The 18,236-nt window shown below is 74.8% G+C and carries 15 protein-coding genes and 2 tRNA genes; 7 read left to right on the top strand and 10 right to left on the bottom strand.

What is annotated here, in order from left to right:
- Nucleotides 1-314, top strand: a 314-nt coding sequence (locus tag PYV61_RS07490; RefSeq protein ID WP_275829949.1) for a tetratricopeptide repeat protein, incomplete at its 5' end; no start/stop codon positions are given.
- Between the two features lie 15 nt (nt 315-329).
- Entirely contained in the window at nt 330-1,598 is a 1,269-nt protein-coding gene (locus tag PYV61_RS07495; RefSeq protein ID WP_275829951.1) for a hypothetical protein, read from the top strand.
- Nucleotides 1,599-1,608: 10 nt separating this feature from the next.
- Here PYV61_RS07495 and PYV61_RS07500 read toward each other — a convergent pair whose 3' ends face one another.
- Nucleotides 1,609-3,069, bottom strand: a complete 1,461-nt coding sequence (locus PYV61_RS07500) for a serine hydrolase domain-containing protein (RefSeq protein ID WP_275829953.1) — start codon at nt 3,067-3,069, stop codon at nt 1,609-1,611.
- A 134-nt stretch (nt 3,070-3,203) separates the two neighbouring features.
- Between PYV61_RS07500 and PYV61_RS07505 the strand changes: the two genes are divergently transcribed.
- The 4 genes from PYV61_RS07505 (at nt 3,204) to PYV61_RS07520 (ending at nt 8,343) form a co-directional block, all read left to right on the top strand.
- Entirely contained in the window at nt 3,204-5,810 is a 2,607-nt protein-coding gene (locus PYV61_RS07505) for a helicase C-terminal domain-containing protein (protein WP_275829955.1), read from the top strand.
- A 261-nt stretch (nt 5,811-6,071) separates the two neighbouring features.
- On the top strand, nt 6,072-6,704 hold the full coding sequence (locus PYV61_RS07510) for a CAP domain-containing protein (protein WP_275829956.1): 633 nt from the start codon (nt 6,072-6,074) through the stop codon (nt 6,702-6,704).
- A gap of 27 nt (nt 6,705-6,731) precedes the next feature.
- Complete coding sequence (locus PYV61_RS07515; protein WP_275829958.1) at nt 6,732-7,376, top strand: fumarylacetoacetate hydrolase family protein; 645 nt, start codon at nt 6,732-6,734, stop codon at nt 7,374-7,376.
- Nucleotides 7,377-7,413: 37 nt separating this feature from the next.
- Nucleotides 7,414-8,343: a hypothetical protein gene (locus tag PYV61_RS07520; protein WP_275829960.1), complete on the top strand. Its 930-nt coding sequence runs from the start codon at nt 7,414-7,416 to the stop codon at nt 8,341-8,343.
- An 18-nt stretch (nt 8,344-8,361) separates the two neighbouring features.
- On the opposite strand, the gene lexA is transcribed toward PYV61_RS07520, so the two are convergent.
- The 5 genes from lexA to PYV61_RS07545 all read right to left on the bottom strand — a co-directional run bounded on the left by lexA (nt 8,362) and on the right by PYV61_RS07545 (nt 11,321).
- Nucleotides 8,362-9,009 carry a transcriptional repressor LexA gene (gene lexA / locus PYV61_RS07525; protein WP_275829961.1) on the bottom strand — a complete coding sequence of 216 codons (648 nt, stop codon included), beginning with the start codon at nt 9,007-9,009 and terminating at the stop codon, nt 8,362-8,364.
- Nucleotides 9,010-9,154: 145 nt separating this feature from the next.
- Complete coding sequence (gene gltX, locus PYV61_RS07530; RefSeq protein ID WP_275829963.1) at nt 9,155-10,609, bottom strand: glutamate--tRNA ligase; 1,455 nt, start codon at nt 10,607-10,609, stop codon at nt 9,155-9,157.
- A 62-nt stretch (nt 10,610-10,671) separates the two neighbouring features.
- Nucleotides 10,672-10,760, bottom strand: a tRNA-Ser gene (locus PYV61_RS07535).
- Nucleotides 10,761-10,793: 33 nt separating this feature from the next.
- Nucleotides 10,794-10,878 (bottom strand) — tRNA-Ser (locus PYV61_RS07540).
- 77 nt (nt 10,879-10,955) lie between these two features.
- Nucleotides 10,956-11,321 (bottom strand): hypothetical protein, encoded by a 366-nt coding sequence (locus PYV61_RS07545; RefSeq protein ID WP_275829965.1) that lies wholly within the window; start codon nt 11,319-11,321, stop codon nt 10,956-10,958.
- A gap of 91 nt (nt 11,322-11,412) precedes the next feature.
- On the opposite strand from PYV61_RS07545, the gene PYV61_RS07550 reads away from it, so the two are divergent.
- A complete protein-coding gene (locus tag PYV61_RS07550; RefSeq protein WP_275829967.1) occupies nt 11,413-12,912 on the top strand; it encodes a sugar ABC transporter ATP-binding protein in 1,500 nt (499 codons plus the stop codon).
- A 4-nt stretch (nt 12,913-12,916) separates the two neighbouring features.
- On the opposite strand, the gene PYV61_RS07555 is transcribed toward PYV61_RS07550, so the two are convergent.
- From PYV61_RS07555 to purN, 4 genes are all read right to left on the bottom strand, one after another.
- The gene (locus PYV61_RS07555; protein WP_275829969.1) at nt 12,917-13,342 is read right to left on the bottom strand and encodes a hypothetical protein; all 426 of its coding nucleotides are present in this window, start codon (nt 13,340-13,342) and stop codon (nt 12,917-12,919) included.
- Nucleotides 13,343-13,442: 100 nt separating this feature from the next.
- Nucleotides 13,443-15,818: a DUF2723 domain-containing protein gene (locus PYV61_RS07560; RefSeq protein WP_275829971.1), complete on the bottom strand. Its 2,376-nt coding sequence runs from the start codon at nt 15,816-15,818 to the stop codon at nt 13,443-13,445.
- 113 nt (nt 15,819-15,931) lie between these two features.
- Entirely contained in the window at nt 15,932-17,476 is a 1,545-nt protein-coding gene (gene purH, locus PYV61_RS07565) for a bifunctional phosphoribosylaminoimidazolecarboxamide formyltransferase/IMP cyclohydrolase (protein WP_275829975.1), read from the bottom strand.
- Nucleotides 17,477-17,492: 16 nt separating this feature from the next.
- Nucleotides 17,493-18,233: a phosphoribosylglycinamide formyltransferase gene (gene purN, locus PYV61_RS07570; protein ID WP_275829976.1), complete on the bottom strand. Its 741-nt coding sequence runs from the start codon at nt 18,231-18,233 to the stop codon at nt 17,493-17,495.
- Nucleotides 18,234-18,236 lie beyond the last annotated feature (3 nt).

An 18,236-nucleotide genomic window follows, 5' to 3' on the forward strand; every position in this document is an offset into this window, starting at 1 on the left:
CGGCCGCGCAGTTCGTCGCGGCGGCCGGCCGCATGCCAGAGGCGGCGTCGCTGCTGGTGGCCACCGCCGCGCGCCTGCACGCCGCGCGCGGCGACAGCGCGGCCGCGCAGCCGCTGTGGGAGCGCGTCGCCACGCAGTACGCCGACTCCCCCGAGGCGCCCGAGGCCGACCTGGCCTGGGCGCGCCAGCTCCAGCGCCGCGGCGACGCGGCGGCCGCGAAGGCGCGCCTGGAGCACCTGATCCTGACCTACCCCGAGAGCGCGCTCGTCCCGATCGCGCGCCGGATGCTGGAGAGCGCGCGCGCCACGCCGTAGCGCGCCGGAGCCGACATGCCGAGATCCCTCCCGACGGCGCTCGCCGCCGCCCTCGCGCTGCTGTGCGCCGCGCTCCCCGCGCGCGCGCAGATGCTGCTCGTCCCCATGGACGACGCGCAGCGCAACCACCTCAAGGCCTACGGCCTGGTCTACAACGCGCTCAAGGACGGGCAGAAGGCCGAGTGGCTGCTGAACTACCGCGGCGGTGCGTACTTCCTCCCCGACCTGCAGGAGCTGCGGCGCCGCGCGGCGCTCGCCGGCGTCAGCGTCGAGCCCGTCGACGACGGCGCCGTCGCCGGGATTCGCCGCGAGCTGGCGCAGGGGAACATGGACGCCGTCCCGCTGGAGAAGGCGCCCAAGGTCGCGATCTACACGCCGAGCACCGCGCAGCCGTGGGACGACGCGGTGACGCTCGCGCTGACCTACGCCGACATCCCGTTCGAGAAGATCTGGGACGAGGACGTGCTGGACGGGAAGCTCGCCACCTACGAGTGGGTGCACCTCTTCCACGAGGACTTCACCGGGCAGCAGAACAAGCTGTACCTCGGCTACCGCGACGCCGCGTGGTTCGTCGAGCAGCGGCAGCGCGCGCAGGCCACGGCCCGCAAGTACAACCTCAACGGCGTCCCCGCGCTCAAGAAGTCGGTGGCCGAGCGCATCCGGCAGTACGTGGAGAACGGAGGCTTCCTGTTCGCCATGTGCGGCGCCACGGAGTCGCTCGACCTCGCCGTGGCGGGGCGCGACGTGGACTTCGCGGGGCCGCAGGTGGACGGCACGCCGCCGGAGCCCGACGCCGACCGCCGCATGCAGTGGCCGCGCACCTTCGCCTTCCGCGACGCGCGCCTCGAGTCGCCCTTCCTGAACGCGCTCAGCGACATCGACGGACACCAGGTGAACGTCCCGGGGCGCCGCCAGCCGCTCGGCGCGTTCCAGCTGTTCGGCTTCTCGGCCAAGTTCGACCCGGTCGCGACGATGCTCGTGCAGGACCACCGCACGGTGATCCCCGACTTCTACGGGGTGACGACGTCGTTCACGAAGCGCACGCTCAAGCCGGGGGTCACCGTGCTCGCCCACGAGGACGGCGCGGCGTGGGTGAAGTACGTCCACGGCGACTACGGCAAGGGCTCGTGGACGTACCTCGGCGGGCACGATCCCGAGGACCCGCAGCACGCGATCGGCAACGCGCCGACCGACCTCGCGCTGCACCCGAACTCGCCCGGCTACCGGCTGATCCTGAACAACGTCCTCTTCCCGGCCGCGAAAAAGAAGCCGCTGAAGACCTGACCCGCGCGGCTCAGGGCTGGCGCGGGTAGCGCTGGCGGTCCACCACGAGCGCGGCGACCGCCCCGGCGGCGTCGCGCTCGATGCGCATCGGCCCCCCGTCGTGGGCGAAGGCGAAGGCGTCGCGCCCGGTCGGGATGAGCTGGTAGCGCTGGCCGCCCGGCGCGACCACGCGCAGGTCCTCCCCGTCGCGCGAGGCGACGAAGGCGCGCCCCGCCGGGTCGGCGTACCGGCCGGCGAGCGAGTCGAGGATGGCGGGCGCCACGGGGACGGGGACGATCTCGCGCTGCGCATACCCGGGCCACCCGTACTCGCGCGCGACCGCGGCGATCAGCTCGCTGGCGACGGTCGCACCGAGGTCGCTGTTCGTCATCACCGCGAGTCCGCGGCCGCCCGTGAGGTAGCCGAACGTCATCGCGCGGAAGCCCTCGTTCGAGCCCCCGTGGGAGAAGCGGCGCGCGTCGCCCTCGCCCTCCAGGGCCGGGCCGAGCCCCCAGTTTCCCTTGCCGGCGGTGAGCATGGCCTCGGCGGTCGCGCGGGGGAGGATGGCGCCCGGCGCGCCGGCGTGCGCGTTCTGGATCGCGATGACCCATCGCGCGAGGTCGGTCGGGGTCGTCCAGAGCCCTGCCGCGGCCTGCTCCGGGTACGTATGGTAGCGTCCGGCGATCGGCGCCCCGCCGCGTCGATACCCCGTGGCGGCCTCGTCGGCGAGTGCGGTGGGAAGCGGCTGGGCGTAGGTGCTGTGCGTCATCCCGGCGGGCCCGAGCACGCGCTCCTGCATTAGGGTGTCGAACGGCTTGCCGGTTACGTCGCTCAACAAGAGCTGCATAACCGTCATGCCTCCGCCCGAATAGCGCCAGATACCCCCCGGAGCGGTGTCTACCCGGACAGGTCGCGTGTTCGCGGGCGCCTCGCCGTTCAGGATCTGCGCGACGGTCGGTACAGCGGTCCCGCTCGCATAACCCGGAAAGCCGTGGACGGTCAGGCCGGCGGTGTGCGAGAGCAGCTGACGCAGCGTCACCGGACGTCCGCCCGCCGCCGGGCTCGCCGGCACCTGCCACGACCGCAGGCGCGCGTTGACGTCGTCGTCGAGCGCCAGCTTCCCCTCCGCGACGAGCTGCAGCGCCGCCGTCGACGCCACCGGCTTGCTGATCGACGCGGCCTGGAACCGCGTCGTCGGGGTCGCCGCGCGCCCGGCGGCGACGTCCGCGACGCCGTACGCCCGCGCCCACGCGATCCGCCCCCCGTCGACCACCGCGACACTCACCGCGGGCACGCCGACCTCGCGCATGCGGGCCTCGATCGTCGAGCGGACGATCGGGCGCCCGCGCACCCGGACGGCGGGCCGCAGGTCGGCGGCGATGCGCGCGGCGCGGGCGTCGGGAGACGACGAGTCGGCCGCCGACTGCGCGGGGAGCGCCGGCGCGCCGAGCGAGGCGGCGAGGAGCAGGGACGGGAGCGGGAGGAGGCGCATCGCGGGGCCGGTCTCCGGGTGAGGGGTGGCCCCACCGTACGCGGGCGACCCGTCGCCGGTTGCGGTCGCCGCGCACGGCGGAACGCGGTAGGTTCCTTGGGGGTCTCTTCGGGCCCCGTCCCCGACTTCCCGCCGTGCTCCCCGCCGCCCTCCCGCTCTCCACCGACGGCCGACTCAGCCGCCCCGCCGCCGCGGCCATCCGTGCCGCCATCGCGCTGGCCGGGGGGCGCGAGGTCTGCTTCGCCTGCCAGGTGGACGAGGGCGGCGTCGTGCGCAGCGCCCGCGTGGTCGCGCGCGGCGACGTGCGCAGCGTGCTCGCGCTCCCCGGGTTCGCCGAGCGCGGCGAGATGCTCGTGCACAACCACCCGAGCGGCCTGCTCGAGCCGTCGAACGCCGACCTCGAGGTCGCGTCGCGGATCTTCGGCAACGGCGTCGGCTTCGGCATCGTCGACAACGCGGCCACGGAGCTCTACGTCGTCGTCGAGGTCCCGCGGGGGAAGGAGACGGTGGACGTCGACCCGGCCGCGATCGACGCCGACCTCGGCCCCGACGGCGCCATCGCGCGCCGGCTGCGCCGCTACGAGGACCGGCCGGCGCAGCGGCAGATGGCGAGCGCGATCGCGCGGCTGTTCAACGACGGCGGCGTCGGGCTGCTGGAGGCGGGGACCGGCGTCGGCAAGTCGATGGGGTACCTCGTCCCGGCGCTGCGCTGGGCGGCCGCCAACGGCGAGCGCACGGTCGTCAGCACCAACACCATCAACCTGCAGGAGCAGCTGGTCGGCAAGGACCTGCCGTTCCTCGCCGAGGCGCTGACCGACCAGAAGGTGCGCTTCGCGCTGCTGAAGGGGTGGCGCAACTACCTCTGCCTGCACCGCCTCGAGCAGGCGCGCGTCGGCGGCCAGGCGCTGTTCGAGGCCGGGATGGCAGCAGAGCTGGGGGCGCTCGAGGCGTGGGCCGAGCGGACGGGCGACGGCTCGGTGGCCGACCTCGCGACGCCGCCGCGCCCCGAGGTGTGGGACGAGGTGTCGGCGGAGCCCGACCTCTGCCAGCGCATGAAGTGCCCGCACTTCGACCGCTGCTTCCTGTTCAAGGCGCGGCGCGAGGCGGCGCAGGCGGACGTCATCGTCGTCAACCACCACCTGCTGCTCTCCGACGTCGCCGTGCGCCGCGCGCAGCAGAACTGGGAGGACGCGGCGGTGCTCCCGGCGTACAAGCGCCTGGTGGTGGACGAGGGGCACCACCTCGAGGACGCGGCGGCCGCGCACCTCGGCACCTCCGTCACGCGCCGCGCGCTGCAGCGCCTCTTCGCGCGCCTCGACCGCCGCGGCAAGGGGCTGCTCGGCGCGCTCGTCGCGCGGCTCGCCGAGAAGACCGACCTGCTGAGCGTGGCGAGCCTGGACCTCGTGCAGTCGCGCCTCGTGCCGGCGGCGCACGGCGCGCGCGACCGCGCGGACCTGGTGTTCGACCTGCTGCAGACGTGGTGCGAGGGGCAGGGGCAGGCGGTGATCCGCTTCGGCCCCGACTTCGCGCGGGACCCGATCTGGGCGGCGGGGCTCGACGCGGCGCTCACCGACCTGCTGGGCGACGTCGAGCTGCTGCACGAGAGCCTGCGCCTCGTGCGCGAGCGGCTGGAGAGCGACGAGAAGCGCGCCGAGCAGCTCGCGCCGCTGCTGGGCGAGGTGCGCGCGGTGGCGCGCCGGCTCGCGTCGGCGGGCGACGGGTTGGGGCGCGCGCTGAAGCCCGAGAAGGGCGACGAGAGCGTGCGCTGGGTGGAGCTGCGCGGGAAGGAGAAGAACGTCGTCGTCACGGCGGTCCCGCTCGACCTCGCGCCGATCCTGCGCGACGACCTGTTCAAGCGCGTGCGCACCGCGGTCGTCACGAGCGCGACGCTCGCCACGCGCGACGAGCGCCGCGGCGGCGCGTACGACCGCCGCGCGCGCGACGCGGGCGGCGCCGCCGAGTCGTTCGCCTTCCTCGCCTCGCGCCTCGGCATCACGGCGCCCGAGTTCTCGCCGGCGACGGCGGTGTTCCCGTCGCCGTTCGACTACCGGCGGCAGGCGCTGCTCGTCGTGCCGACCGACGCGCCGGCGCCGAACGTCGACGGCGGCGCGCACTTCCTCCACGTCGTGCGGCACCTGCTCGACACCGCGTCGGCGAGCGACGGCGGGATGTTCGCGCTCTTCACCAGCCACCGCGACGTGCGCGAGGCGGCGTCGGAGCTGCGCGCGCGCGGCGCCGACCGCCGCTGGCCGCTGCTGGTGCACGGCGAGGACACGCGCGACGCGCTGCTGCGCCGCTTCCGCGAGAGCGGGCGCGCGGTGCTGCTGGGCACCGCGTCGTTCTGGGAGGGGGTGGACGTGCCGGGCGACGCGCTGCGCGCGCTGATCCTCGCCAAGGTCCCGTTCCGCGTGCCGTCGGAGCCGGTGACGGCCGCGCAGTGCGAGGCGATCGAGGCGCGCGGCGGCGACAGCTTCCGCGAGTACATGCTGCCGCACGCGTCGCTGCGGCTCAAGCAGGGGTTCGGGCGGCTGGTGCGCACGGCGCACGACCGCGGCGTCGTGGTGCTCGCCGACCCGCGCGTGGTGACCAAGGGCTACGGGCGCGACCTGCTGGAGGGGCTGCCGCCCGCGCGCCGCCTCGCGGGGCCGTGGGCCCGGCTGCGCGCGGAGGTCGAGGCGTTCTACGCCGAGCGGCGCGCGGACGCCACCGCGGCCGTCGTCGACGCGATGTTCGCCGAGTAGCGCGCACGCACGACGCGCGGATGACACGCGCGTCACGTGCGCGTGTGGCGTGAACGTGGCGACTTCGTAGTGGTGTGGCGCGAATGCGACAGGGGTCGATCGACCCCTTCGTGTGATACCGCGCACAACTCGCGTGTGATCTTCGGGCTAGTTCACACGTCGTTGTGTCGCAGTCGCGGGACGAGCCTCTGGTTCGCTCGCACACAGTCGCATGGTCGCAAACCGGCCTCATCGGCCGCCCACTCCGCGAGGTCTGCCCTCATGGTGCGTCTCCGCTCGTCGATCGTCTCGCTCGTCGCCCTCGTCGCGCTCGCCGCCTGCTCCGACGCGCCCGCGGTGCTCGAGCCCACGCTCGACGCGTCGGCTTCGGCCGCGCGGAAGCCCAAGGGGGGAAGCACCGCGCCCACGTCGCCGACCGCGCCGACCTCCCCGACGTCGCCCTCCACCGGCACGACGGTCACCGGGTGCGACGGCAGCGCGGTCGCGCTCACCGGCGACGAGAAGGCGCAGCTCGACCTGCACAACGCGCGGCGCTCGCAGCTCGGCCTCGCGACGTTCTGCGTGCACCCGGCGCTCATGTCGGCGGCGCGCGCGCACTCGGCAGACATGATGGCCAAGAACTACATGAGCCACACGAGCGCCGACGGCACCGCGTTCAACACGCGCATCGCGAACCACGGCTACCCGGGCTGGTACGTCGGCGAGAACATCGCCTGGGGCTCGAGCTACCTCGGCACCGCCAGCTCGGTGTTCGACTGGTGGGTCAAGAGCCCGGCGCACTACGCCAACATCACGAACGGCGGGCTGCGCGAGGTCGGGATCGGCGTGGCGTACGGCTGGTACCAGGGGTACTCGGGCGCCGCCGTCTGGACCGTGGACTTCGGGACGCGCTGACCCGCGCGTGGTGCTAGCTTCGGGGGCATGACCGCCACCGCCCCCGAAGTCGCCCGCCGGCCGGGCAAGATCGTCTGCGTCGGCCGCAACTACCTGGAGCACGCCCGCGAGCTGGGGAACGACGTCCCCGAGCGCCCGCTGATCTTCCTCAAGCCGCCCTCGGCGCTCCTGGCGCCCGGGGCGGCCATCGAGCTTCCCCCCGACAGCTCGCGCGTCGAGTACGAGGGGGAGATCGGGATCGTCGTCGGCGCCCGCCTGCGCCACGCCGACGAGACCGAGGCCCGGGCGGCCATCCGCGGCGTCGTGGCGCTGAACGACGTCACCGCGCGCGACCTGCAGAAGAGCGACGGGCAGTGGACCCGCGCCAAGGGGTTCGACACCTTCTGCCCCGTGGGCCCCGAGTCGCCGCCGCCGGGTGACCTGGACGGGCTGACGGTGGTCACCCGGGTGAACGGCCAGGAGCGCCAGCGCGGCGCCGCCCGCGAGATGGCCTTCTCGATCCCGACCATCCTCGCCTACGTGTCGCGCGTCATGACGCTGGAACCGGGCGACATCGTGGCCACCGGCACCCCGGCCGGGGTGGGGCCGCTCGCCCCGGGCGACGAGGTCGAGGTCGAGATCGTGGGCGTCAGCCTCGTGCGCAACCCGGTGGTCGCCGCCGCGGCCCGCTGAACCGGAACCCTCCACCCCGCCAGGGGTAGCCGCCAGCATGCTTCACGTCACCCCTGGGACCGACCAGTCCCCGAGCCGCGCGCGCGAGCGCCGGCGCCCGGGCGCCTCGCTGGCGGTCTCCCTGGCGGTGAACGCCGTCGTGCTCGCCGGCTTCTTCCGCGCCGCCACGGCGGGGGTGGACTGGTCGGAGCTGTGGCGCCCCGGCCGCTCGGCCCAGGTCCAGCCCGAGCGCATCGGCTTCGTGCAGCTCCCGGAGCCGACGCCCGTCCGCGCCGGACGCGACGGCGGCGACGGCCGCCCCCGCAGCGCCACGCCGAGCCGCCGCGCCGCGGCGCCGGTGGTCGCGCCCACCGAGGTCCCCTCCGCGCTGCCGGCCGCGCCCGCCGAGCCCGCGGCGGCGGAGGCGACCGGCGGGAGCGGCGACGTGGTCGGGCGCGGCGGCGCGACCGAGGGGATCCGCCCGAGCTACGGCGACCCGCGCCTCTGGACCCGCCCGGGCGCCGTCGCCACCGCCCCGCGGTCGGCCAAGGAGCGCATCGACAGCGTGATCGCGGACCGCCTCACGCCGGTGCGCGACTCGATCGCGGCGGCCCAGGCCCTCGCGGCCGGACAGCGGAAGCCCGGCGACTGGACGATGAAGGGGCCCGGCGGCACGTGGGGGATGGACCAGCAGAACATCCACCTGGGGAAGGTGAAGATCCCCAACGCCGTCCTCGCCCTCCTCTCGGGCAACCTGCAGAAGAACCTGCGCGGCAACCCGACGGAGATGGCCAACGAGCGCCGCCTCTCCGACATCCGCGCCGACCTCCTGCAGCACGCCAGCCGCGAGATGAGCGAGGACGAGTTCAAGCAGGCGGTGAAGGCGATCCGCCAGCGCAAGGACCGCGAGCGCGCGGCGCGCCGCGCGGCCCGGACCGTGGTCGAGGGGCCCGAGACGGCGCCGGCGTCCGGCGGCCAGATCCCCTGAACGACGCGGCGGCGTCGCCTACTCGGCGACCGCCCCCTGGAACGCGTCCCGGTCGAAGAACGGGCGGAAGATCCCGCAGACCACGCCCAGCACCGCGAAGTCGTCCGACGGTCGGACCGCGATCTCGCGCTCGGCCGGGTTGGCGGGGACCAGCACCGTCTCGCCGTCGCGGTAGGTGAGCGTCTTCACCGTCGCCTCGACGCCCAGGCGGGCCGCGATCACGTCCCCCTCGCCCGGCGGGGTGCTCGGCGACACCATCACGAAGTCGCCGTCGAGGATCCCGCGGCCGACCATGCTGTCGCCCTTCACCCGCAGCAGGAACGCGTCCTCGCCGGGGACGAAGCGCCGGTCGAAGGTGACGAACCCCTCGCGCGCCTCGGGGAGGAGCGCCGGCTCGCCCGCGTGGATGCGGCCGTAGTAGGGGACGGGCTGGATCCGCGTCGTCCCCTGGTAGCCGAGGATGCGGACCCCGCGCGACCGGGAGGGGTCGCGCTCGATGTACCCCTTCTGCGTCAGCGCATTCAGGAGGTCCGAGACCGTCTTGGTCGACTTGATGCGGAACCGCTTCCCGATCTCGCGGATCGACGGCTGGTAGGTGTTCTCCGCCAGGAAGTCGATCAGGTACTGGTAGACCTTCCGCTCGATCGGAGTCAGGGGCTCGGCCATGGACATCTCCGATAGGGAAAACCGCCGGTAGGCAACGCTGCCCACCGGCGGCCCTTCACCGGGCCAAGTTACGCCCGCCGGTCTCGGGGGGCAACGCGCCGCCGCCCTTTCGGGTGCCCTTATCGTACGGAATCGTACGGGAACGTCACGCCGCCCCGATCCGCGCCCGCGCGGCGTCGATCCGCGCCAGCGACCGGTCGCGCCCGAGGAGCATCAGCACGTCGAACATCCCGGGGGTGGCGGTCACCCCGGTGAGCGCGAGCCGCAGCGGCTGGAAGAGCTTCCCGGCGCCCACCCCCATCCCCTCGGCGGCGGCCCGGAGCGCCGGCTCCATCGCGGCCGCGTCCCACGACGACAGCCCGGCCAGCGCCTCGCGGCTGGCGCCGAGGAGGGCGTCGGCCTGCGCCGGGTCCTTGAGCCAGAGCTTCGCCACCGCGTCGGCGTCGAAGTCCAGCGCGTCGCGGAGGTAGGGGACGGCCTGCCGCACCAGCTCGTCGATGGTGCGCGCGCGCACGCGCAGCAGCTCCAGCAGCAGCCGGAAGAAGTCGGGGCGCGCCGCGAGGTCGGCCGCCGTCGCCAGCCCGGCGCCCTCGACGGCCTCCGCGACGCGCGGTGCCAGCGCGTCGAGCGGCATCGCCATCAGGTGCTGCCCGTTCATCCACTCGAGCTTCTGCGGGTCGAACACCGCCGCCTTGCGCGACAGCCCGTCCTCCGAGAAGAGCTCGACCATCTCGGCGCGCGTCATCACCTCGCGGTCGCCGCCGGGGTTCCAGCCGAGCAGCGCGAGGAAGTTGTTCATCGCCTCGGGGAGGATGCCGAGGTGCCGGTAGTCGCCGACCGCCGTCGCGCCGTGGCGCTTGGAGAGCTTCTTCCCGTCGGTGCCGTGGATCATCGGCAGGTGGGCGAACTGCGGCAGCGGCGAGCCCAGCGCCTGGTAGAGCAGGATCTGCTTCGGCGTGTTCGAGATGTGGTCGTCGCCGCGCATCACGAGGGTGATCGCCATCGCGATGTCGTCGGACACGACCGCCATGTTGTAGATCGGCGTCCCGTCGGAGCGGAGCACGATGAAGTCGCCCTCGCCGATGTCCTTGTTCGGGAAGGCGATGCGGCCGTGCACCATGTCCACCCACGCCGTCTCCCCCTCGGGCATGCGGAAGCGGACGACGTAGGGGTCGCCGCGCTCGACGCGCCGCGCGACCTCCTCGGCGGTCAGCCGGTCGCAGCGCCGGTCGTAGCGGAACGCCTCGCCGCGCGCCTCGGCGGCCGAGCGCTGCTCGTCGAGCTCCGCGGCGGTGCAGAAGCAGCGGTACGCCGCGCCGGCGTCGAGCAGGCGGCGGGCGTCGGCCTGGTGGCGCGGCAGGTTGGCGCCCTGGTAGACGGGCGGCTCGTCCCAGTCGAGCCCGAGCCACTCCATCCCCTCGAAGATCGCGCGCGTCGACGCGTCGGTGCTGCGGGCGCGGTCGGTGTCCTCGACGCGCAGCAGGAACTGGCCGCCGTGCTTACGCGCGTAGAGCCAGTTGAAGAGCGCCGTGCGGGCGCCGCCGACGTGCAGGTAGCCGGTGGGCGAGGGGGCGAAGCGGAGACGCGGGACCGGGGCCATCGCGGGCGGGGCGGGGGTGCAAAGCGAAGCGGGCCCGCCGGCGTACCGGCGGACCCGCTCGACGGAGAGAGAGGGATTCGAACCCTCGATAGCGGTTTCCCACTATGCCGGTTTAGCAAACCGGTGCCTTCAGCCTCTCGGCCATCTCTCCAGATTCGAGGCCGCCGTCGGGGCCGGCCGGCAGCGGAGGGCCAGGGACTCGAACCCTGAAGTCGCTCGCGCGACGGCGGTTTTCAAGACCGCTGCCTTAGCCATTCGGCCAGCCCTCCAGAGGGCGGTACCAGCTCCAAGTATGGCCGGAGGCACCCGGGCGGCGCAAGGCGACCTGCCCCGGCGCCTTCGCGCGTCAGCGCCGCGTCGTCGCGACCTCGATGACGCCGTCGCCGTGCTCGAGCCCCCAGCGCACGGTCGCCGTCGCGCCGTCGACCAGGCGCACCGAGCGCACGCTGTCGGGGGCGATGTCGCGCAGCGCCTCGGTGCCGCCGAGCCGGCGGTCGTCGACGTAGACCCAGAGGCGCCCGCGCGACGACAGCGTGGCGGGCGACCGCGCCCGCAGCCAGCCGCCGCGGAGCGACGTCACCGCCTCGTAGAGGCTCGGGTAGCCGCCGTCGCGCAGCTGGTCGCGTGTGAGCACGGTGCGCTCGAGGCGCGGGAAGCGGCCGGCGCAGCCCGCGGCGGCCGACAGCAGCAGGACGAGGGGGAGGGCGCGCATGCCGCGATGGTGGCCGCGCGTCGCGGGTGTGCGCAAGAGTGGCGCGCGCGCCACGCCCTGCCGCGACGCGCGCGTCGGCGTACGTTGCGGCGTGACGCCGACCGCCGTGGCCTTCGACGGGGTGACCAAGCGCTTCCCGGGCGCGACCGCGCTCGACGGCGTCACGTTCGCGGTGCGCGCGGGCGCCTGCCACGCGGTGTGCGGCGAGAACGGCGCCGGCAAGAGCACGCTCGGGAAGATCCTGGCCGGGCTGCTGCGGCCCGACGCGGGCGAGGTGCGGCTCGACGGACGCGCGGCGCGCTTCGGCGGCCCGCGCGACGCGCTGGCGGCCGGCGTCGCGATCGTGCACCAGGAGCTGGCGCTCTGCGACAACCTCTCGGTCGCGGAGAACCTGTGCATGGGGCGCCTGCCGTCGCGGTTCGGCGTCGTCGCCGAGGGCGCGATGCGGGCGCGCGCGCGCGCGCTGCTCGACGCGGTGGAGGCGCCCATCGACGTCGACCGGCCGGCCGCGTCGCTGTCGGTGGCGGAGCAGCAGGTCGTGCAGATCGCCGGCGCGGTCGGCGCCGGGGCGCGCGTGCTGGTGCTCGACGAGCCGACGAGCAGCCTCGGCGAGGCGGAGTCGGCGCGCCTGTTCGCGACGGTCGCGCGGTTGAAGGCGCGCGGCGTCACGCTGCTCTACGTCTCGCACCGCCTGCCGGAGATCTTCCGGCTGTGCGACGACGTCACCGTGCTGCGCGACGGGCGCCACGTCGAGACGCGCCCGACGGCCGAGGTGGACGAGGGCTCGCTCGTGCGCGCGATGATCGGGCGGCCGCACGCGCAGTACTTCCCGGACGCGGCACCCGCGGCCCGCGGCGCCGAGCTGCTACGGGTCGAGGGGCTGTCGAGCCCCGGCCGGTTCGCCGACGTCTCGTTCGCGCTGCACGCGGGGGAGGTGCTCGGGCTCGCGGGGCTGGTGGGGGCCGGGCGCTCGGAGGTCGCGCGGGCGCTCTTCGGGCTCGACCCGCACGCGACGGGGCGCGTGCTCGTGCGCGGGCGCCCGGCGTCGATCCGCTCGCCCGCCGACGCGATGGCGCACGGGATCGGGCTGGTGCCCGAGGACCGCAAGCGCCAGGGACTCGTGCTCGCGATGCGCGCGGGCGAGAACGCGACGCTCCCCACGCTCGCCCGCCTGGCGCGGCTGGGTTGGGTGGACGCGGGCGCCGAACGTCGCGCGGTGCGGGCGCGCTTCGAGGGGATGCGCGTGCGCGCGACCCCCGAGTCGCCGACGGCCGCGCTGTCGGGCGGCAACCAGCAGAAGATCGTGCTGGCGAAGTGGCTGGCGGCGGACTGCGACGTGCTGCTGCTCGACGAGCCGACGCGCGGCGTGGACGTCGGCGCGAAGGCCGAGATCCACGCCGCCGTCGGCCGGCTCGCGGCGGACGGCGCCGCGGTGCTGCTGATCTCGAGCGAGCTCCCCGAACTGCTCGCCCTCGCGTCGCGCGTGCTCGTGCTGCGGGGCGGGCGCGTGGCGGGCGAGCTGTCGCGCGCGGCCGCCGATCAGGAGGCCGTCGGCCGCCTCATGACCGGCGCCGGCGGCCCGGCGGAGTGAGCGCTCACGTCGCCTCGTCGGGCGTCGGCAGGTTCGTGAAGAACGGCGCGAGCGCCTCGGTGCGGCACCAGCCGCGCGCCGGGCGGATCGCCACCGCCAGTGGCACCTCGGGCTTGGGGACGTGCGCGTACGCCGTCCAGAACGCCTGCTCCAGCGGCAGGAACGCGGCGTAGTCCAGCGTGGCCTCGGGCGACGCCGCGTCGACGACGAAGGTCAGCCGCTGCCGCCGGCCCTCGCGGCGCAGGTGGGGGACCACGGTCGCGTCGGGGCCGAACACCGCGATCGCCAGCCCGCCCAGTGCGCGGTAGAACGGCTCGAGGCGGTGGCGGGAGACGTACTGCGCGGCGGCCAGCCGGGGGTTCGGCGCCTCGGCGCCGATCTGCCGCCGCTGCCGCCGCTCGGGCTGGTCGTTCGTCCTGGGGTGGGTCACGAAGCGCCTCCGCTCGCCTCGGCGCTTCGCGACGCGAGCCCCCGCCCGCGCCGCTCGGCGCAACGGGGGCGGGGGCTCGCAAGCGCCAAGCCGCGGGGGCTCAGGGCGTCGGGGCGGGCGTCGCCGGGGGCTGCTTCGCGCCCTGCAGCGCGGTCGAGTCGGCCGGCACCAGCGGCGTCAGCGGGCTCTCCTGCGGGATGAGCGACGGCGCGGTCGGCGCGCGGTCGAGCCCGAACTCGCGGGTGCGGCGCGTCGCCTGCGCCACCCCGCGCGCCTCGCCGTAGACGCGCTCCGCGAGCTGCGGCTGGCCGTTCCGGGCCAGCGCCTCGCCCAGCATGATCCCGGTGATCGTGTACAGGTCCGGGATGCCGACGCTCGGCGGGTCCACCCAGTCGCCGCGCTTGATGAGCGCCTTCGGCCCCTCGAACACCTGCGTCCAGAGCGCGGTCGAGCGCGGGAGGTCGACGAAGCCCTCGCCCGGGATCACGACCGTGTCCTTCCCGGCCACCACCGGCTGCTCGGTGAGCTTGCGCGCGAGCCCCTGCGTCAGCACGTGGTTCTGCAGCCCCAGCTCCTGCGCGTACCCGCCCGAGGTGCGCGAGAAGTACACGGGGCGCTGCGGCCACGCGTCGCGGATCATGTAGAGCACCAGGATGTCGGCGCGGTACAGCTGCGGCTGCGCGATGGTGGCCGTCAGCGCGTTCTTCACGAACTGCTGCGGCTCGTTCAGCGCGACGCCGAGCGGGATCGCGTCCAGCTCCTGCATGCTCAGGTTGAGCGGCGGCCCCGAGGGCTTGGTCCACGCCTTCCCGCGGTAGAGCGCGGGGCCCTTCGCGGCGTCGTACTCGTACACCGGGCGGCGGACCATCTGCCGCGCGTACCAGTCGGTGTTGAGCAGCGACGTGTTGGCCACCAGCACGTCGCGCCGGATCCCCTCCACCTCCTGCGCGTACCAGAGCGGGAAGGTGTCGTTGTCGCCGACGGTGACCAGGATGCCGTACGGCTCGACCGAGTTGAGCAGGTCCTTCGCGAACGCCGCCGTGTCCTCGTGCCCGGCGCGCGACGCCTGCGTCCAGTTGCCGACCATCGGCAGGAGGCCGAGCGCCAGCACCGGCGAGGCGAGCACCCAGCTCCGCTCGCGCGGCAGGTCGACGTACTCGCGCCCCATGCGCACGCGCTCCGAGCCGAGGAGCGAGGCGACCGACTCCCACACCCAGACCAGCCCGAGCGCGGCCCACACGCCCCAGGTGCTGAAGCTCCAGATGTAGAAGTAGTCGCGGTCGCGCACCTCGCGCGGGACGCTCCCGCCCAGCTCCGGCGCCTGCGACGCGCCGTACTTGAAGTTCATGTAGTAGATGAGCGCGAACGTCACCGTGAACACGAGCGGCCCGAAGAACCAGAAGCTCTGCCGGTCGCGTCGCCAGTGCACGTAGCCGCCCACCAGGCCGAGGGCGAGGAAGAGCACCGCCAGCCCGTTCTGCAGCCCCGGACGCTCGCCGTGCGCGTCGCGGTTCCACTGCCACTTGTAGTACAGCCACCACATCCCGACCTGCGCCGAGAAGGGCGCCTGCCGCTCGGCGAGCGACGGCTTGCCGTACTGCTCGCGGTCGATGTTCGCCTTCAGCCGCGTCCAGGTCTGCTTGTCGAACGTGCAGTCGAAGCCGATCTGCGTGGTGCAGGCGGTGGGCTCGCCCTCGTTGATCGCGGGGAAGTGCGCGGCGCGGATCGGCTGGTACACGAACACCGTGAGGCCGAGCGCGAACGCCAGCGCGCCCTGGAGCAGCAGCCTCCAGTTGAGCAGCGTCGTCGGGCGGCGCAGCAGCACGGCGGCGCCGACGGCCGGCGCGACGAGCAGGCCGGCGGGGTGGTTCGTGTAGCCCAGCCCGATCAGGTACGCCGCGAGGATCAGCAGCCGGTTCGCCTTCGGCCCCTCCGGCTCGTCGCACCACCGCACGGTGAGCCACGAGACGATGGCGAAGAAGAACAGCGAGACGGTGTAGACCTTCTCGTTGACGACGCTCTGGTTCCAGACCGTGAACGCCGTGGCGCCGATGAGCGCGGCCGTGACGCCGCCGGCGATGCGCTGCCACCGCCGCGCCAGCCAGCTCACCAGCACCCGCTCGGCGACCAGGAACCACACCCCGGCCGACAGCGCGCTGCACACGGCAGCGAGGATGTTGATCTTCATCGCCACGCTCCCGCCGAGCGGCAGGATCGCGAACACGCGGCCGATGAGGACGAAGAACGGGTTCCCCGGCGGGTGCGGGATCCCGAGCACGTAGGCGGCCGCGATGTACTCGCTGGCGTCCCACATCGCCGTGGACGGCGCCAGGGTCAGCAGGTACAGCCCGAGGACGACGAGCGACGTGACGGCGGCGGCGCCGTAGGACGGGCGGTAGTCCAGGTCGGCGCTCGGCGCCTGGCTGGCGGCCCGCTCGGCGGCCGCGAGCCGCTCGGGTCGGACGGTGGCGGACATCGGATCTCTAATGGGAGGGATGGCGAGCCGGGTAAGCTAGCGTCGCACCGGGAGTTGCGGACAGCGGGCCGCGGATTTCGCACCCGCGGCCCGCACCGCCGGACCCGCGACGCTCAGTGCCGGAACAGCCGCTGCCCGGTGAATACCATCGCCATCCCGTGCGCGTTCGCCGCCTCGATCACCTCGGCGTCGCGGACCGAGCCGCCCGGCTGCACGATCGCCCGGACCCCGGCCTCGGCGGCCTGGTCGATCCCGTCGCGGAAGGGGAAGAAGGCGTCGGAGCCGAGGACGATCCCCGCGAGCGCGTGCCCGGCCTGGCGCGCCTTGTGGGCGGCCATGAACGAGGCGTCGACCCGCGACATCTGGCCGGCGCCGATCCCGACGGTCATCCCGCCGCGCGTCAGCACGATGGCGTTCGACTTGACGCTCCGCACCGCCCGCCAGGCGAACCGCAGGTCGGCCAGCTCCTCGGCGGTCGGCTGCCGCGACGAGACCACCGTCCAGGCGTCGCCGATCGCCGCCGGCGGCTGCCGGTCCTGCACCAGCAGCCCGCCGCGGACGCGCTTGTAGTCGAGCGCCCGCGGGTCGGCGGCCGCCGAGCCCTCGAGGATCCGGAGGTTCTTCTTGCGGGCGAGCGTCTCGACCGCCCCCTCGCTGAAGCCGGGGGCGACGACGCACTCGACGAACAGCTTGCTGATCTCGTCGGCCGCCGCGTCGTCCACGGGGACCGTGAGCGCGATGACCGACCCGAACGCGCTCACCGGGTCGCAGGCGAGCGCCTTGGCGTAGGCCTCCGCCGCGGTCGCCCCGACGGCCAGCCCGCACGGCGTCGTGTGCTTGATGATGGCGCAGCACGCCCCGGCCTCGCCGTCCGCGAACGGCTCCGTGGCCAGCAGCGCGCCCTCGAGGTCGAGCAGGTTGTTGAACGACAGCTCCTTCCCGCCGCGCTGCACGAGCGCGCCGAGGCCGCGCCCGCGCGCCTCGACGTAGAACGCGGCGCGCTGGTCCGGGTTCTCGCCGTAGCGCAGCGGCTGCGCGCGCTCGAACGCCAGCGCGAGGCGCTCGGGGAAGCGGTCGCCCGCCTGCTCGGCGAACCAGGCGGCGATCGCGGCGTCGTAGGCGGCGGTGTGCGCGTACACCTTGGCGGCGAGGCGGCTGCGCAGCTGCGTGGCGGCGCCGCCCCCCGCGTCGATGGCCGCGACGACCTCGGGATAATCGGCCGGGTCGACGACCACGTACACCGAGTGGAAGTTCTTGGCCGCCGAGCGCAGCATCGACGGCCCGCCGATGTCGATGTTCTCGATCGCCTCCTCGGGGGAGACGCCCGGCTTCGCGACCGTCTCGCGGAACGGGTAGAGGTTCACCACCACCAGGTCGATCGGCGCGATCGCGTGCTCGCCGATGGCCGCCATGTGCTCGGGGAGATCGCGGCGCGCGAGGAGGCCGCCGTGCACCGCCGGGTGCAGCGTCTTCACGCGCCCGTCGAGCATCTCCGGGAAGCGCGTCACCTCGCTGACGTCGGCCACCGCAAGGCCGGCGTCGCGCAGCGCGCGCGCGGTGCCCCCGGTGGAGACGAGCTCCCACCCCCTGTCGGCCAGGGCGCGGGCGAGGTCGACGAGGCCGGACTTGTCGGAGACGGACAGCAGGGCGCGTGGCATCGGGGGGTCGGGCGGCTCAGGGCGTGAGCGCCGCGTCGAGCCCCGCGTCGGCGGGCGCCCAGGCGGCGGGGAGGGCGAAGGGCGGGGCGTCGGGCGGGAGCGCGAAGGCGCCGAGCACGCGGCCGTCGGCCTCGAGCGCGACGGCGCCAGCGGCCACCGCCTGCACCACGCGCGGCAGCAGCGCGTGCTCGGCGCGCAGCACGCGCGCGGCCAGCGTCTCGGGCGTGTCGTCCGCCGACACCGGCACCGGCCACTGCGCGACGATGGCGCCGCGGTCGTACGCCTCGTCGACGAAGTGCACGGTGGGCCCGGAGACGCGCGCGCCGGCCGCGAGGACGGCGCGGTGCACGCGCGCGCCGTACATCCCGTGCCCGCCGAACGCGGGGAGGAGCGCGGGGTGCACGTTCAGCATGCGGCCGCGGTGGCGCGCGGTCACGGCCGCGGGGACGAGCTTCAGGTAGCCGGCGAGCACCACGAGGTCGGCGCCGCGCGCGCCGAGCGGCGCGGCGAGCGCCGGGCCGTCGGCCGGGTCGGCGAGCGCCGCGGTCGCGATCCCGCGCGCCGCGGCGCGGGCGAGGGCGCCGGCCTGCGGGCGGTCCGCGAGCACGAGCACGACGTCGGCCGCGCGCGCCTCGCCCAGCGCGTCCAGGTGGTCGAGCAGCGCCTGCAGGTTGGAGCCGCCGCCGCTGGCCAGCACCGCGACGCGGGCGCGGGGCCGCGGGGGCGCGCCGCCCGCCGTCACGCGGGCGCGGGCCAGGGG

The organism is Roseisolibacter sp. H3M3-2 (genome assembly GCF_029211165.1).
In the GTDB taxonomy this organism is placed as follows: Bacteria; Gemmatimonadota; Gemmatimonadetes; order Gemmatimonadales; family Gemmatimonadaceae; genus Roseisolibacter.

What these genes read in the sequence shown, in the direction of transcription:
- PYV61_RS07495 (WP_275829951.1), top strand. Translation starts at nt 330, where the DNA reads ATGCCGAGATCCCTCCCGACGGCGCTCGCCGCCGCCCTCGCGCTGCTG.
- PYV61_RS07500 (WP_275829953.1), bottom strand. Translation starts at nt 3,069, where the DNA reads ATGCGCCTCCTCCCGCTCCCGTCCCTGCTCCTCGCCGCCTCGCTCGGC.
- PYV61_RS07510 (WP_275829956.1), top strand. Translation starts at nt 6,072, where the DNA reads ATGGTGCGTCTCCGCTCGTCGATCGTCTCGCTCGTCGCCCTCGTCGCG.
- PYV61_RS07515 (WP_275829958.1), top strand. Translation starts at nt 6,732, where the DNA reads ATGACCGCCACCGCCCCCGAAGTCGCCCGCCGGCCGGGCAAGATCGTC.
- PYV61_RS07520 (WP_275829960.1), top strand. Translation starts at nt 7,414, where the DNA reads ATGCTTCACGTCACCCCTGGGACCGACCAGTCCCCGAGCCGCGCGCGC.
- lexA (WP_275829961.1), bottom strand. Translation starts at nt 9,009, where the DNA reads ATGGCCGAGCCCCTGACTCCGATCGAGCGGAAGGTCTACCAGTACCTG.
- gltX (WP_275829963.1), bottom strand. Translation starts at nt 10,609, where the DNA reads ATGGCCCCGGTCCCGCGTCTCCGCTTCGCCCCCTCGCCCACCGGCTAC.
- PYV61_RS07545 (WP_275829965.1), bottom strand. Translation starts at nt 11,321, where the DNA reads ATGCGCGCCCTCCCCCTCGTCCTGCTGCTGTCGGCCGCCGCGGGCTGC.
- PYV61_RS07560 (WP_275829971.1), bottom strand. Translation starts at nt 15,818, where the DNA reads ATGTCCGCCACCGTCCGACCCGAGCGGCTCGCGGCCGCCGAGCGGGCC.
- purH (WP_275829975.1), bottom strand. Translation starts at nt 17,476, where the DNA reads ATGCCACGCGCCCTGCTGTCCGTCTCCGACAAGTCCGGCCTCGTCGAC.